A 15,303-nucleotide genomic window follows, 5' to 3' on the forward strand; every position below is an offset into this window, starting at 1 on the left:
CGGGCATTATAGCCCAGCCAGCCAATCGGCTCCTTGCAATTGGAGCGGCATCGGCCGAAAGTTGTCGGTTGTCCCGATCGAACGCGCCCTCACGGATCCTCCACATGACCCAAGCCATCGCTACCGTCGAAGACGTCGAACGCGCCGCCGACCTGCGTCGCCGCATCGAGGACGCGAACTATCGCTACCACGTGCTCGACGATCCCACGATCAGCGACGCCGAGTACGATCGCCTCATGCGCGAACTGGAGGCACTGGAAAACCAGTACGCCGAACTCGCCGTCGTGGATTCGCCGACACGTCGTGTCGGCGCCAGGGCGCACGGTGGTTTCGCCGAAGTGACCCACGCGGTGCCGATGCTGTCGCTGGGCAACGCCTTCGAGCAGGACGGCGGCACCGATCGCGAAAAATATCGCGAAGTCGCCGATTTCGAGCGACGCATCGAGCAGACGCTGGGTCGCGCGCAACCCGTGTTCTCGGTCGAACCGAAGCTGGACGGCCTGGCCATCAGCCTCGTCTATGAGAACGGCGTCTTCGTGCAAGGCGCCACGCGTGGCGATGGATCGGTGGGCGAGGATGTCACCGCCAACCTGCGCACGGTGAAGGCCGTGCCGCTGCGCCTGCGCGGCGACGATTGGCCGCGCGTGCTGGAAGTGCGCGGCGAGGTCATCATGCCGCGTGCCGCCTTCGAGTCCTTCAACGAGCGGGCCCGCGAAGCGGGCGAGAAGCCGCTGGCGAATCCCCGCAATGGCGCCGCCGGCTCGCTGCGCCAGCTGGATCCTGCGATCACTGCGAAGCGGCCGCTCGCCTTCTTCGCGTACGCCGTGGGTCGTGTCGAAGGTGGCGAACTGCCCGATACTCACTCGGCCACGCTCGCGAAGCTGCGCGACTGGGGGTTTCCGGTATCGCCCGAAGTATCCACGGCCAAGGGTTTCGAAGGCCTGCTGCAGTATTTCCGCAAGATCGGCGACAAGCGCGACAGCCTGCCGTATGACATCGATGGCGTGGTCTACAAGCTCGACGACTACGAAGGCCAGCGTGAGATGGGCTTCGTCTCGCGTGCGCCGCGCTGGGCCATTGCGCACAAGTATCCCGCGCAGGAACAGATGACCACGGTCGAGGCCATCGAGATCCAGATCGGCCGTACCGGCGCCGCCACGCCCGTGGCGCGCCTGACACCGGTGCAGGTCGGTGGCGTCACCGTCACCAATGCGACGCTGCACAACGCCGACCAGGTGGCACGCCTGGACGTGCGCGTCGGCGACACCGTCATCGTGCGTCGCGCGGGCGATGTCATTCCCGAAGTGGCTCGCGTAGTGGAGGACAACCGCCCGGCGAGGACGGTGCCGTGGACGATGCCGTCCACGTGCCCGGTGTGCGGTTCCGCGCTGGTGCGCGAAGAGGGTGCGGCGGCCTACCGGTGTTCCGGTGGATTGATCTGCGCCGCGCAGCGCAAGGAAGCCCTGATCCACTTCGCCTCGCGTCGCGCGATGGATATCGACGGTCTCGGCGACCGCTTCGTGGACGCGCTGGTCGAGTTCGACATGGTGAAGACGCCGGCCGATCTCTACGGGCTTACCGTCGAGCGCTTCGTCGAGATGAAGCGCCATGCGGATGAGCGCGACGGCACCACGCCCGAGACGGTGAAGCAAGGCAAGGTCGCCACCAAGTGGGCTGAGAACCTCGTGGACGCCATCGCGGCCAGCAAGAAAACCACGCTGCCGCGTTTCCTCTTCGGCCTGGGCATCATGCATATCGGCGAAAGCACGGCGAAGACGCTGGCCCTCTGGCTGGGCTCGCTCGAGGTGGTTCGTCGCACGCCGGAACCCGTGTTGCGCGTGCTGCCGGATATCGGCGACGAGGTGGCGAAGTCCATCGCGGCGTTCTTCCAGCAGGCAGGCAACGAGAAGGTGGTGGATGACCTGCTCGCCGCCGGTATCGTCTTCTCCGACGAAGGCGCGCCCTCGCCGAAGCTGCGCGAGCGGCTTGGCCTGGATGTGCTGCTCGATGCCGCGCGTGTGTCCAAGCTGGGGCCGAAAAGCACAGCCATCCTCGCGAAGAACTACGCCAGCCTCGATGCGCTGATCAAGGCCGGCGAGCACCAGTGGATCGTCGCGGGCGTGCCGCAGGCCGCCGCCTCCAACCTGTCGGCCTATCTCGCGACGCATGCGGCGACGATGCAGGCGAACGACAGCGCCATGCGCACGCTGCTCGACGCGCTGCCTGCGAAGTCCGCCTCGGCGGCGCCGCTCGAAGGCCACACCTACGTCATCACCGGCACCATGGCCACGCTCAAGCGCGACGACGTGACCGAACGCCTGGAATCGCTTGGCGCCAAGGTCGCCGGCTCGGTGTCGAAGAAGACCACGGCCGTGTTTGCGGGCGAAGCGGCCGGTTCCAAGCTGGACAAGGCCAACGAATTGGGCATCCCGGTGATGACCGAGGACGACCTGTTGGCCCTGTTGACCGAGCATGGAGTCGCGCCGTGAAACACTTGCGCCTGCGCGCGGAAACCTACGCCCGCATCCGCCGGTTCTTCGCCGATCGCGGCGTGCTGGAAGTGGAAACGCCGATCCTTTCCGCCGCCGGCAACACCGATCCCAACATCCAGAGCTTCAGCACGCGGTTCTTCGGTCATGTGGACGCGGGTTCGCCGCAGCGCTGGCTGCGCACCTCGCCGGAGTTTCCGCTGAAGCGCCTGCTTGCCGCAGGCGTGGGCGATTGCTACGAGCTGGGTCGCGTGTTCCGTGATGGCGAGGCGGGTGGCCGACACAATCCCGAGTTCACCATGTTGGAGTGGTACCGCGTGGGCTGGGACGATACGCGGCTGGCGCGCGAGGTCATCAACCTGCTGGAGCACCTGTTGCTCGAGGCGGGGCGCACCTTCGACATCGTGGAGACCACCTATCGCGGTTTGTTTCACGATACGTTGGCCGTGGACGCGCTCACCGATCCGGTCGAGCGCCTGCGCGAGGCCCTTGGCGATATCGGCATCGATGGCGACGGGCTCGGTCGCGACGACTGGCTCGACCTGTTGATGACCCATCGCATCCAGCCCGCATTCCCGCGCGACCGCGTCACCATCGTCTACGATTTTCCCGCCAGCCAGTGCGCGCTGGCGCGCATCCGCCACGACGATCCGCCGGTGGCCGAGCGCTTCGAGGCCTATGTAGGCCGCTACGAGGTAGCCAACGGCTACCACGAACTCAACGACGCGAAGGAACAGCGGGCACGCTTCGAGCGCGACAACGCCGTCCGTCGCGAGCGCGGCGCCATCGAGGTGCCGCTCGATGAGAACCTGCTCGCCGTGCTTGACAACATGCCCGATTGCGCCGGCGTGGCGCTGGGCGTGGAGCGCCTGCTCATGGTGCTGGCCGATACCGACGCCATCGCCGACGTGCTGGCCTTTCCGTTTTCCGAGGCTTGACCATGATTCGTGCCATCCACCACGTCGCCATCATCTGCTCCGACTACGCGCGGTCGAAGGCGTTCTACACCGAGACCCTGGGCCTGAAGGTCGTCCACGAGGTCTATCGCGAGGCGCGGGACTCCTGGAAGCTCGACCTGGAGGTGTCTCCGGGAGTGCAGATCGAGCTGTTCTCGTTTCCGTCGCCGCCGCCTCGGGTCTCCCGGCCGGAGGCCCAGGGCCTGCGTCACCTGGCCTTCGCCGTGGACGACATCGATGCGGCCGTGGCCCGGCTGACGGCCTGCGGCGTGGCCTGTGAGCCGATCCGGGTCGACGAATACACCGACCGGCGGTTCACCTTCTTCGCCGATCCCGACGACCTGCCGCTGGAACTCTACGAAAGGGGCTGAACGGCGCCCGAGGCAGTCGCCGGCCGGTCACGCCGATGCGCTAAAATACCCGGCTATGACCGAAGACCTTTCCAGCCGCCCGCGTCCCGCGGAAGCCGGTGCCCGCCGTCCCAGCACGGGTGTCCACATCGACCGCGTGCAGGTCGGCGGTGGCGCACCCATCGTCGTCCAGTCGATGACCAACACGGATACCGAAGACCCGGTATCCACCGCGAAGCAGGTGGCCGAACTGGCCCGTGCCAGCTCGGAGATGGTCCGCATCACGGTCAACACCCCGGCCGCCGCCGCCGCGGTGCCGCGTATCCGTGAGCGCCTGGACATGATGGGCGTTTCTGTGCCCCTCATCGGCGACTTCCACTACAACGGCCACCAACTGCTCGAAGGCGAGCCAGCGTGCGCCGAGGCCCTGGCGAAGTACCGGATCAACCCGGGCAACGTCGGCTTCGGCAAGAAGAAAGACAGCCAGTTCGCCTCGATCATCGAGATGGCGATCCGCTACGACAAGCCGGTGCGCATCGGTGCCAACTGGGGTTCGCTCGACCAGTCGATGGTCGCCGCGCTGATGGACGAGAACTCCCGCCGCGCCGATCCCTGGGACGCCGGCCATGTTGCCCGTGAAGCCCTGATCCGTTCTGCGCTCGACTCCGCCGCACGCGCCGAGGATCTCGGCCTGGCGCGCGATCGCATCATCCTGTCCTGCAAGGTCTCCGGCGTACAGGAACTCATCGCCGTGTATCGCGATCTGGCCCGCCGTGGCGACTACGCGCTGCATCTGGGCCTGACCGAGGCCGGCATGGGCTCCAAGGGCATCACCGCCTCCAGCGCCGCGCTGGCCGTGCTGCTGCAGGAAGGCATCGGCGACACCATCCGCATCTCGCTCACGCCGGAGCCGGGCCAGTCGCGCACCGGCGAGGTTATCGTGGCGCAGGAGCTGCTCCAGACCATGGGCCTGCGCGCGTTCACGCCGCTGGTCACGGCATGCCCGGGGTGCGGCCGCACCACCAGCGAGTTCTTCCAGGAACTGGCCAAGACGGTGCAGGGCCATGTGCGCGAGCGCATGCCGGAATGGCGCGTGAAGTACGACGGTGTCGAAAACCTCACGCTGGCCGTCATGGGCTGCGTGGTGAACGGTCCGGGCGAATCCAAGCACGCCAACATCGGTATATCGCTGCCGGGCAACGGTGAAGCGCCGTCTGCACCGGTGTTCATCGACGGCGAGAAGGCGATGACGCTGCGCGGCGACAACATCGCCGACGAGTTCGTGGCCATTCTCGACAACTACGTGGAAACCCACTACGCGGTTCGCCACGATTGATCCTTGGATTGTCCCTGTAGGAGCGCGCTTGCGCGCGATCCCGCGGCAGCGGACCAGATTGCTGCTGCGGGACCGTACATGTTCTCGTCACGCCGTTGCGCCCACGATGACGAACGGCATTCCACGCAGGACATCGGCATGACGCATTCCGTTCCGCTTCTCGACCTCAACGACGGTCGCAAGGCACCGCAGCTGGGCTTCGGCGTATTCCAGATCCCCAACGACGAGACCGCGAAGGCCGTCGAGGCTGCGCTCAAATCCGGCTATCGCTCCCTGGACACCGCGGCGATCTACAAGAATGAGGAAGGCGTGCGCCAGGGCATCGAGCGCTCCGGTGTCGCACGCAAGGACATCTTCCTCACCACCAAGCTGTGGAACAGCGAGCAGGGTTTCGACGCGACGCTACGCGCTTTCGACGCCAGCCTGAAGAAGCTCGGCACCGACTACCTCGACCTTTACCTCGTCCACTGGCCGACGCCAAAGCACGATCGCTACGTGGACACCTGGAAGGCCTTCATTCGCCTTCGCGAGGAAGGCCGCATCCGCTCCATCGGCGTGTCCAACTTCCAGCCCGACCATCTGGACCGGATCGTTCGAGAGACGGGCGTGACGCCTGTGGTGAACCAGATCGAGGTGCATCCGGATTTCGTCCAGAACGACGTGGTCGCGGCCAATCGCAAGCACAAGGTGATCACCGAGGCGTGGAGTCCGCTGGGGCAGGGCGGTGACCTGCTGAAGAACGAAACCCTGGTGGCGCTGGGCAAGAAGCACGGCAAGAGCCCGGCACAGGTCGTGCTGCACTGGCACGTCCAGCTGGGTCACATGGTGATTCCGAAATCGGCGACGCCGGAGCGCATCCGCTCGAACATCGAGGTGTTCGATTTCCAGCTCGGGGATGACGACATGGCTGCCATCGCGAAGCTCGACGCGGGCAAGCGCATGGGCCCGCATCCCGATGAGTTGAACTGAGACGTGTAGGAGCGCGCTTGCGCGCTCCTACTTGTCCATCGAAACATCCACCTCGATGGGATAGGGCGCTGGCGACTTGGGCGGCGTCGGCAAGGTCCACGTCGCGAACTGTCCGGCAAAACAGCTCGCCACCGGCGTCGCCGGACTCACCACGACATCGGTGCTGCGCCCATCCGAACCGACATTCGCCACCAGGGTGAACGGCCGCTTGTCCGCCGGTGCGTTGCTGGCGATGCAGTCGCGCAGGGCGTCGGTGGCGGGATTGCCGAAGTGATCCCACATCGCGCCCTGCCAGGCCTTGCCGTCGGGCTTGGCCTCCAGCGCTTTCGCGATGTGCATACGCTGGTCGAATCCAAGGTCGGTGGCGAGGGCCAGGGCAAGGGCCAGCAGCATGCGAATGTCTCCAGGTCGGGTACGCCGGACAGGCGGGGAGTTCACATGGTCGCCACTACGGTCGTCACGTCAAGCGTCGCCGTCGTGACGCAAGGAGCACGCCCATGCGTATCCTCACGTTTTTGCTGTCTGCCGGCCTCGTCGCCACCTCGGCCATGGCCCAGGACGCCGCGCGACCCGCTACGGCGGCACGCCCGGTCGATCCCGTCCAGCCCAATCCGGCCGCCGCGCCCGTGCATCCGGTGTCCAGCGCGGGGGCGACCGAACGCGGCATGGCGCCCGTGCAGCCCGCTCCGGGCGTGACGCGCCGCGTGGAAGAGGCCGGCAACCACGACGTGGATGCCCAGGGTCACACGCTCGATCCGCATGGAAAGCCCGTCGGACAGTCTCCGGCGCCCACGTCATCGCGGTGATTCCCCCGGTCTGGGGTCGCGCGGTCCGGTGCCCTGGGCTAACATCGCCTGAATATCGTATTCAGCCGGGAGTTGGGATGAAACGTGCGATCGTCCTGGCCGTCGTGGCCCTCGCCCTCAGTGGGTGCCAGGGGATGGCCAGCAAGATGTCGAAGCTCGACGTCGGCACCGGCCGTGACGAGGTCATCGATCGCCTCGGCAAGCCGGACTCCGATCGCTCCATGATCGGCTACGAGGTGCTGAGCTGGCTTGACCGCCGCCCCTCGCGTTTCTCCTTCAGCCATCAGGACTACACCGTGGTCCTGAAGGACGAGAAGGTCACCCAATTCGGCCCCGGCCTGATCCGCCGCGACGGCAAGACCACGCTGCAGATCGAGACCGACGGCAACTAGCCCTGCGTCCCCTCCGGGCGCCGATACCTTCTTTCGCGCGCCCGAATGCCGCCCCGATGCCTTGTAGGAGCGCGCTTGCGCGCGATCCCGCGGCAGCGGCAGTCTGGCCCGCTGCCGCGGGATCGCGCGCAAGCGCGCTCCTACAAGAACAGCCTGGGTAACCACCGCGACACAAGCGCGCTACAGCCACCCGCGACGGTGATACACCCATAGCGCCACATATTCCCGCAAGCTCCGCGCCGTCAGCGTAAGCGCGTCCCGCCGTGGCCACCACGCCGGTGCACGGGCCAGCAACGCATGCCCTTCATCCGCCGCCACCGGGCGCACGGCCAGGCCAGCGGCGCGAAAACAGCCCATGGCGCGGCGCAGGTGGATATCCGAGCTGACCAGGGCGATCGCCTGCACCCCGTTGGCGCGCAGCACGGCGGCGGAGGCCAGCGCATTCTCGTGGGTGTTGGCGCTGCCGGCCTCGGTACGCAAGACCGAGGCCGGCACGCCGGCAAGGATGAGTCGACGCATGAGGTCGTCCGCCTGGTCCCGCCCTGACGCCAACAGCAAGGGCGCCTCGCCGTCGTTCCACAGCCTCAGCGCGGTGCCTGCGCGGCTATCCGGCGGCATGCCCTCGTCCGGCAGCTTGCCGCCGCCCAGCACGACGATCGCCTGGACCCGTGCCGGTTCCGGTGACCAGCCCGGCAGCAGCCCGTCGCGCAGCCAGAGGGCGAAGGCCGGCGTCGAGGCAAGCCATATCCATGCCACGGCGATCACCGCCAAAGCGGTGCCCACGCGAGGCCGGCGCCAGGCGATGAAGGCCAGCGCCAGGATGCCCAGCACTAGTGACTGGACGGCGGGATGGAGGAGGCGGCTCGCGTAGTCCAAGACGAAAGTTGTAATGCCCGTGGGTGGATGGGCGACAGGGTGGCGCAATCACCTTTGTTCCGCCTTCGGTCAAACGGCATAGGCGGGCTGTCGAATGGACGCCATGGCCCATCGGCAAGACGATACCGACCGAGCGAAGTCACAGGGGTGGGTGGTCGTCATGAAGCGTTGGAATCGCGTCGCCGTACTCATCGCGGCCGTCATGCTGGGTGCTTGCGCCACGGGTGGAAGCAGCTTGCCGCCACCGAAACAGGAGGCCAGCAACACGATGGTCGACGCCTACCTGATCGGCGTCGACGACCAGTTGCAGGTCACCGTCTGGCACAACCCGGATCTCAGCGTTAGCGTGCCCGTGAGGCCCGATGGCAAGGTCACCGTGCCACTGGTGGGCGATGTCGCCGCAGGCGGGCGCAGCACCGACCAGGTCGCGGCGGAGATCCAGCAGAAACTCGCGCAATACATTCGCGATCCGCAGGTGGCGGTGATCCTCACCGCGTTGCGAAGCCATGAGTATCTATCCCGCGTGCGCGTCACCGGCGCCGTGCGCAGCCCCATTTCCATCCCGTACCGGCAGGGTATGACGGTGCTCGATGCGGTGCTTGCCGCCGGCGGCACCACCGAATTCGCGGCGCCCGACCGTACGGAGCTTTACCGGCGCAACGACGGTGGCTCCACGCAGTCGTATTCGGTGCGCCTGGAAAAGATCCTCCAGCAAGGCGACCTCGCCAGCAATTACCCGGTGCAGCCGGGCGACGTGATCACGGTGCCGCAGCGCGCCTTCTGAACAAACCCGTGAATCCGGGTGCAAGGGGTCATCGATGAGTGGTGAACTGGTTCCGTTCGCGGGCATGCTGCCCGCCCTGCTCGGCGAGGCACGCCGGCGACGCATGGCGATGGGCGTGACCTTCGCGGTCATCGCGCTGCTCGCGCTCGCGCTCGGCCTGGCATGGCCGAAGAAATACGAAGCCTCGGTCACCATCCTGGCGCAGGAGTCGAGCATCATCACGCCGCTGATGGAAGGCGCCGCCTCCGCCACCGGCAACAAGAACCGCGCCGGCATCGCGCGCGATGTGATCTTCAGCCGCAAGGTGATGGACGAGGTGATGGCGGCCGGTGGGTGGGACGCCACCAAGCCGTCGCCGCTGGAGCGCGACAAGATCATCGAAGGCATCAAGTCGCGCACGAAGATCGTCAACACCCGCGACAACATCATCACCATCAGCTATTTCGACTCCGATCCGCGGCGGGCCTTCACGGTTACCCGCTCGTTCGGTCAGCTGTTCATCAGCGAAAGCCTGGCTTCCAAGCAGCAGGAAAGCCGCGAGGCCTATGAGTTCATCAACAGCCAGGTCGAGGCCTACCGGGCCAAGCTCACGGACGCCGAGGACAAGCTGAAGACCTACCGCGATGCCAATCCCGACGCCCGTCCGGGCAGCGAGATCGACACCAATTCGCGGATCAGCCAGCTGCGCACGCAGATCGAAACCAATCGCATGGACTACATGCAGAAGCAGTCGCAGGCCGCCGCGCTTTCGTCGCAGTTAACCGGCGAGTCCGAAGTGAACGCGGTGCAGACCGTCGGCGGCATCTACCAGTCGCAGTTGGCCGACCTGCAAGGCCAGCTCGACAAGCTGCTGCTCAACTACACCGAGGACTATCCGGACGTGGTGCGCATCCGCCACCAGATGGACGACGTGCGCAACCAGATGCAAGTCGCCGATGCGCGTCGTGCCGCCGGCGCGCCGATGCCGGTGGACCACGCGACCACGCTCAACCCGGTCTACCAGCAGATGCGCGTACAACTAGCCGGCGTGCGCGGCGATGCCGCCGCGAGTGCCGCACGGGTCTCCGCCAGCGAATCGATGCTGCAGTCGGAGCTGGAGCGCAGCAAGCGCATCGCCAACTCCGAGAACGTCACGGCCGAACTCACCCGTGACTACACGGTCAACCGCGATGTGTATCAGGATCTTCTGAAGCGTCGCGAAAACGCCCGCGTGTCGATGAACCTCGACGCCGAGCAGCGGGGCCTCACCTTCCTCGTGCAAAACCCGGCCATGCTGCCGCTGGTGCCCTCGGGCCTGCGCTTCATGCATTTCGGCCTCGCCGGCCTCGCGCTCTCGGTGGCCATACCGTTCGGCCTGCTGTTCGCCGTGGCCCGTTTCGATCCCCGCGTACGTTCAGCGTCGCAGGTCGAAAAGGCCACCGGCTTCCCGGTGCTAGCCACGGTGCCGTTCTATCCCACGCCGGGCGACCGTCGTCGCGACCATGTGCGCAACGTGACCCTGGTGCTCATCGTTGTCGGCGTGGCGGCGGTGTACCTGCTGCTGTTCCTGATCCGGATGAAGGGCTGAGCCATGACCAAGATCGCCGTCGATACCGCCGACTATGCCGCGCACACCGACGATGTCGTGCCGCCGGGCCACTCCATCGCGCGCATGCGCGACGAGGCGCACGCGCTGGTACCGCTGGAGTGCGAGCGCAAGCGGCTGATCCATCGCGAGGACTCCGTTCGCCAGCAGTCCGATGCGTTCCGCGGCATACGTACACGCTTGTTGGAGATGGGCGGCGAGGGCAACTTCGTGACCCTGGTGGTCGCGGTCAGTCCGCGCTCGGGGGCGAGCTTCGTCGCGCGCAACCTCGCTACCGCGTTCGCTTTCGACGAAGCCAAGACCAGCCTGCTGGTGGACTGCAACCTGCGTTATCCCAACCAGCACAAGGCGTTCGGCGTCGAACCGTCCACGGGTGGCCTCATCGATTTTCTGGAACACCCGTCGCGCGGCATCGCCTCGATCATGTACCACACCGGGGTGCCGCGCCTGCGCCTGATTCCCGCCGGCAAGTCGCGCGAGAACGGCGGCGAGTACTTCTCGTCCTTCCGCATGCGCGCCGCGCTGGACTCCTTGCGTTGCCGCTACTCGGATCGCTACCTGTTTCTCGACGGACCGCCGGTGAAGGGATCGCCGGACGCCCGCATCCTGGCCGACCTGGCCGATGTGGTGGTGCTGGTGGCCGGCTACGGCCGCGACACCCCCGCCGCGATCAGCCAGGCCGTCGCCAATTTCGATCCCGCCAAGTTCGCCGGCGTGGTGTTCAACCAGACACCGTGAAAGCGGTCCGTGCCTTGGCAGGGGCCCGGGGAGGGAACATGGCTTCGTACAGGCTAGCCCGCGCGGTCGTCCTCGCGCTGGCCGCGACACCCGCCCTGGCGACGGCGGGCACGCTGGACTACACGCTCTACACCGGACTGGAACACAGCAACAATATCGCGCTGTCGTCGAACAACCCGATCAGCGAGAACGTGCTGACCCCGGGCGCCACGTTCCAGTTCATCCAGCAGGGTTCCACCTTCCAGGCGAATATCGCCGGCACCTTGGAGTACCGGAAATACCTCGATAACCATTTCGATTCCCAGGCGCAGACCCAGCTCGCCGGCCAGGCGAACTGGACGATCGTGCCTCAGCGGCTGGATTTTTCCGTTGAAGACTACGCCGGCGTGCAGCCGGTGGACCAGCTCGCCAGCAACTCGCCGAACAACCAGCAACAGACCAACGTACTGGTCCTGGGCCCGACATGGCGCATGCGCTTTGGCGATGCGGCGCGGGGTCAGGTGGAGTTGCGCTACATCGATAGCTACGCGTCCAAGGTGGACGATTTCGACTCGAAACGCGGCTTGCTCGCCTTGCGGCTTTTTCGCGACCTGAATCCCACCGACCAGGTCTCGGCGAACGTCGAGTTGCAGCGCATCCATTTCGATAACCAGCCGTCCACCGCCGACTACGATCGCCGGGAGGCCTTCCTGCGCTACACCAGCACGCTGGCGCGCTTCGACGCGGACGTGGTGCTGGGCGGCACGCAGCTTTCGTTCGATGGCGGAAGGGACACCTCCGCGCCGCTGTTCCGTGCACGACTGGGCTGGCAGCCCACGCCGCGCAACGCGTTCAACCTGAGCGGTACCTACCAGTACGCCGACGCCGCGCAGGACATCATCACGTCACCGGGCGTCTACACCAGCGCCGGTGCGGCGGATCGCGTCGAGTCGATCGACCCCTTCGCCAACACGGCGGGGCTGGGGCGGGGCATCACCTCGGGCATCGGCGTGGGCAGCGCGGTGATCGGCTCGCAGGTCTACAAGGAGCAGCGCGTCGAGGCGTCGTGGAACTGGCGCTCGGAGCGCATCAACCTGACGGTGTCGCCGTCGTTCAACCGTCTGCGCTACATCGACGACCGCACCTTCGACCAGACCGCCCACGACATCAGCGTGGGTCTCGGTTACCGGATCCGGCCGACGTTGACCCTGACGGGTTTCGTCACGGCCGAAAAACTCAAATACGACACCATCGACCGCAAGGACAACACCGTTCGCGTGGGGCTCGACCTCGGCCAGCAATGGAACCGCCACTGGAGCTGGCACGTATCAGCCGCCAGGGAGAGGCGGAACAGCGACGCCGTCGGACAGAGTTATCGCGAAACGCAGTTCTTCGTCGGCGTGGTTTACAGGAGGTAGACATGCGAGCCGGTTCCGAATCGCCGTTCTTCTTCGGCGCGCGCTCAGGTCTTTTCGGCATGTATCACGCGCCGGAAGGGCAAAAGCGCAGCGCGTTGCTCATGTGTCCGCCGCTCGGGCAGGATCTCATCCGCTGCCATCGCTTGTACCGGCAACTGGCCCAGGCCGTCGCTGCCCGTGGCTTCGCGGTGCTGCGCTTCGACTACCACGGCACCGGGGATTCGGCGGGCGACAGCGCCGATGTTCAATGGGATCGCTGTGTCGCGGATACCGTTGCCGCTGCCGCCGAATTGCGTGCCCGCTCCGGCGTGGATCGGGTGATCGCCTTCGGCGCGCGTCTGGGCGCCAGCGTGGCGCTTTCCGCCAGCGAAGCCCGCTTCGCCGACGTGATCGCCTGGGACGCCGTGCTCGACGGCCAGGGATACATGGCGTCGCTCGATGCCTTGCAGGCGGCCTTGCGCGAGGATGCGGGGCGCTTCACGCGACCGCGCGCGCACGCCGATGTCGCGGCCCAGTGGCTGGGTTTCGCCGTAGGCGATCCACTGCGCCGGCAACTCGCCGCGCTGCGTCCGGAGGCCTTGCGCGCACCCTCGCTGGCGATCGACTCCACCGCCACCACGCCCCGGACCGAGGGAACCACGCGCATACTGCCGCTCGGCCAGCCCACGCCCTGGAACGACCTGCGTCGACTGGAGTCGGCGATCCTCTCCCATCCGCTGATCCGTGCGGTAGGCGACTACCTAGAGGAGGCCGCATGAGTCGCGAGGAAGCCCATCGTTTCGGCCGTGCCGATCATCTCGTCGGCATCGCCGGCCTGCCGGACGGCGCTAGCGGCGGCACCGGCGTGATCGTGCTCAATGCGGGCCTGGTACATCGCGTGGGACCGTTCCGCCTGCACGTCGAACTGACCCGCCGTCTCAATGCCACGGGTTATGCCACGCTGCGTTTCGACCTTTCCACGCTGGGCGATAGCGGTGCGGCGCCCGGCCGCCATACCCGCACGCAGCAGGTGGAGGCGGACCTCGACGACGCCATGCGCCTGCTGGGCGAACGCGCCGGCTGCGAACGCTTCGTTCTGGTGGGCCTGTGTTCCGGCGCGCAGAACGCGCATACGGTGGCGGCGAGTGATCCGCGCGTCGCCGGTGCCGTGTTCCTCGACGGCTACGCATACCGGACGCTCGGCTACAAGCTGCGGCACTACCTGCCGCGCTTGTTCGACCCGACACGTTGGATGCGCCGCCTGCGGCGGCGCGGGCGCGTGACGGGCGGCGAAAGCGTGGAGCCGGTGTTTGCCGTGGCCCCCGCGCCGCGCGACGAGGTGATCGCCGATTTCACCGCCATGGTGGAGCGCGGCATGAAGCTCTACCTCGTCTACTCCGGTGGCATCAGCACGCACTTCAACCATCAGCGGCAGTTCCGCGAGTGTTTCGGCAGGGTCATGGACCATCCTTCCGTCACCACGCGCTTCGCCGCCGATACCGATCACACCTACATTCTCACCGGCGATCGCGAGCGCCTGCTCGATGGCATCCGCGACTGGCTGGTGGGCAATTTCCCCGGCAAGGATGCAAGGAGGATCGCATGAGCACGGTACTTGTCACGGGAGGCGCCGGCTACATCGGTAGCCACACAGTGCAGCAACTGGTGGAGCGGGGCGACCGGGTCGTGGTGGTCGACAACTTGTCCACGGGCTTCCACGAAGCGGTGGACCGTCGCGCCGTCTTCGTCTGGGGCGATGTCGGCGACCGCAAGCTGATGAACCGCGTCATGAAGCGCTGGCCCATCGACGCCGTGCTGCATTTCGCGGCGCATACGGTGGTGCCCGAGTCCGTCACCGATCCGCTGCGTTACTACGGCAACAACACGGCCAATACCCGCAGTCTTTTGGAATGCTGCGCGCGCTTCGGCGTGGACAAGTTCATCTTCTCGTCCACGGCAGCGGTCTACGGCAACACGGCGGACGGCATCGCCGACGAGAACACGCCGACGTCCCCGGCGAATCCCTACGGCCGCTCGAAGCTCATGTCCGAAACCATGCTCAAGGATTGGTGCGAGACTGGGGCCATGCGCCACGTGATCCTGCGCTACTTCAATGTGGCCGGTTGCGATCCGAAGGGACGCATCGGGCACTCCACGCCGCACGCGACGTTGCTTATCAAGGTGGCCTGCGAGCATGCCGTCGGCAAGCGCCACTGCCTGTCGATCTACGGCACCGACTACGACACGCCGGACGGTACGGGTGTGCGCGATTTCATCCATGTGGAAGACCTGGCGTCGGCGCACCTGCATGCCCTCGACCACCTCCGTCAGGGGGGCGAGTCGTTGACCCTCAATTGCGGCTACGGACATGGCTACAGCGTGCGCGAGGTGGCCAACACCGTTGCCAGGGTCTGCGGCCACGCGCTCAACGTGGTGGAGCTGCCGCGTCGCGCGGGGGATATCTCGATGCTGATCGCGCGCAGCGACATGCTGCGTCGCCGCTTCGGCTGGCATCCGCGCTACGACGATCTCGACGTGATCGTCCGCACGGCGCTGGACTGGGAATACCACCTGGCAGGGATGGCCGCACCGCTCGTGTCCGTCGCATGAGGCCTGTGCGCCGCCCTTGCCGGGAACTGGCGAGCG

16 protein-coding genes are annotated in these 15,303 nt (G+C 66.5%); 14 read left to right on the forward strand and 2 right to left on the reverse strand.

Annotation, left to right across the window (positions count from 1 at the left end; translation table 11 throughout):
* Positions 1–104 precede the first annotated feature (104 nt).
* From ligA to GAK28_RS03960, 5 genes are all read left to right on the forward strand, one after another.
* The gene (ligA, locus tag GAK28_RS03940) at positions 105–2,489 is read left to right on the forward strand and encodes an NAD-dependent DNA ligase LigA (protein WP_291775324.1); all 2,385 of its coding nucleotides are present in this window, start codon (positions 105–107) and stop codon (positions 2,487–2,489) included.
* The gene (gene epmA, locus GAK28_RS03945) at positions 2,486–3,427 is read left to right on the forward strand and encodes an EF-P lysine aminoacylase EpmA (protein ID WP_291775327.1); all 942 of its coding nucleotides are present in this window, start codon (positions 2,486–2,488) and stop codon (positions 3,425–3,427) included. The genes ligA and epmA overlap by 4 nt, the downstream gene beginning before the upstream one ends.
* 2 nt (positions 3,428–3,429) lie before the next feature.
* Positions 3,430–3,816, forward strand: coding sequence for a VOC family protein (locus GAK28_RS03950; protein WP_291775330.1), 387 nt, complete (start codon positions 3,430–3,432; stop codon positions 3,814–3,816).
* A gap of 55 nt (positions 3,817–3,871) precedes the next feature.
* Complete coding sequence (gene ispG, locus GAK28_RS03955) at positions 3,872–5,131, forward strand: flavodoxin-dependent (E)-4-hydroxy-3-methylbut-2-enyl-diphosphate synthase (protein ID WP_291775333.1); 1,260 nt, start codon at positions 3,872–3,874, stop codon at positions 5,129–5,131.
* 138 nt (positions 5,132–5,269) lie between these two features.
* Positions 5,270–6,100 (forward strand): aldo/keto reductase, encoded by an 831-nt coding sequence (locus tag GAK28_RS03960; RefSeq protein WP_291775336.1) that lies wholly within the window; start codon positions 5,270–5,272, stop codon positions 6,098–6,100.
* Between the two features lie 27 nt (positions 6,101–6,127).
* On the opposite strand, the gene GAK28_RS03965 is transcribed toward GAK28_RS03960, so the two are convergent.
* On the reverse strand, positions 6,128–6,493 hold the full coding sequence (locus GAK28_RS03965; protein WP_291775339.1) for a peptidase C13: 366 nt from the start codon (positions 6,491–6,493) through the stop codon (positions 6,128–6,130).
* A 104-nt stretch (positions 6,494–6,597) separates the two neighbouring features.
* On the opposite strand from GAK28_RS03965, the gene GAK28_RS03970 reads away from it, so the two are divergent.
* The gene (locus tag GAK28_RS03970; protein ID WP_291775342.1) at positions 6,598–6,906 is read left to right on the forward strand and encodes a hypothetical protein; all 309 of its coding nucleotides are present in this window, start codon (positions 6,598–6,600) and stop codon (positions 6,904–6,906) included.
* A gap of 77 nt (positions 6,907–6,983) precedes the next feature.
* The gene (locus GAK28_RS03975) at positions 6,984–7,298 is read left to right on the forward strand and encodes a hypothetical protein (protein WP_291775345.1); all 315 of its coding nucleotides are present in this window, start codon (positions 6,984–6,986) and stop codon (positions 7,296–7,298) included.
* Between the two features lie 180 nt (positions 7,299–7,478).
* On the opposite strand, the gene GAK28_RS03980 is transcribed toward GAK28_RS03975, so the two are convergent.
* Positions 7,479–8,174: a YdcF family protein gene (locus GAK28_RS03980; RefSeq protein ID WP_291775348.1), complete on the reverse strand. Its 696-nt coding sequence runs from the start codon at positions 8,172–8,174 to the stop codon at positions 7,479–7,481.
* Positions 8,175–8,334: 160 nt separating this feature from the next.
* Between GAK28_RS03980 and GAK28_RS03985 the strand changes: the two genes are divergently transcribed.
* Genes GAK28_RS03985 through galE form a run of 7 tightly spaced genes read left to right on the forward strand, consistent with a single transcriptional unit; the run spans position 8,335 to position 15,267 of the window.
* Complete coding sequence (locus tag GAK28_RS03985; protein ID WP_291775351.1) at positions 8,335–8,958, forward strand: XrtA/PEP-CTERM system exopolysaccharide export protein; 624 nt, start codon at positions 8,335–8,337, stop codon at positions 8,956–8,958.
* 34 nt (positions 8,959–8,992) lie between these two features.
* The gene (locus GAK28_RS03990) at positions 8,993–10,525 is read left to right on the forward strand and encodes an XrtA system polysaccharide chain length determinant (RefSeq protein WP_291775354.1); all 1,533 of its coding nucleotides are present in this window, start codon (positions 8,993–8,995) and stop codon (positions 10,523–10,525) included.
* 3 nt (positions 10,526–10,528) lie between these two features.
* A complete protein-coding gene (locus GAK28_RS03995) occupies positions 10,529–11,281 on the forward strand; it encodes a polysaccharide biosynthesis protein (RefSeq protein WP_291775357.1) in 753 nt (250 codons plus the stop codon).
* Positions 11,282–11,319: 38 nt separating this feature from the next.
* On the forward strand, positions 11,320–12,678 hold the full coding sequence (locus tag GAK28_RS04000) for an outer membrane beta-barrel protein (RefSeq protein ID WP_291775360.1): 1,359 nt from the start codon (positions 11,320–11,322) through the stop codon (positions 12,676–12,678).
* Between the two features lie 2 nt (positions 12,679–12,680).
* Positions 12,681–13,436, forward strand: coding sequence for an alpha/beta hydrolase (locus GAK28_RS04005; protein WP_291775363.1), 756 nt, complete (start codon positions 12,681–12,683; stop codon positions 13,434–13,436).
* Positions 13,433–14,263, forward strand: a complete 831-nt coding sequence (locus GAK28_RS04010) for an alpha/beta fold hydrolase (protein ID WP_291775366.1) — start codon at positions 13,433–13,435, stop codon at positions 14,261–14,263. Before GAK28_RS04005 ends, GAK28_RS04010 begins: the two co-directional genes overlap by 4 nt.
* Positions 14,260–15,267 carry a UDP-glucose 4-epimerase GalE gene (gene galE, locus GAK28_RS04015; RefSeq protein WP_291775369.1) on the forward strand — a complete coding sequence of 336 codons (1,008 nt, stop codon included), beginning with the start codon at positions 14,260–14,262 and terminating at the stop codon, positions 15,265–15,267. The genes GAK28_RS04010 and galE overlap by 4 nt, the downstream gene beginning before the upstream one ends.
* Positions 15,268–15,303: the final 36 nt, after the last annotated feature.

The organism is Luteibacter sp. (genome assembly GCF_009912395.1).
Classification (GTDB): Bacteria; Pseudomonadota; Gammaproteobacteria; order Xanthomonadales; family Rhodanobacteraceae; genus Luteibacter.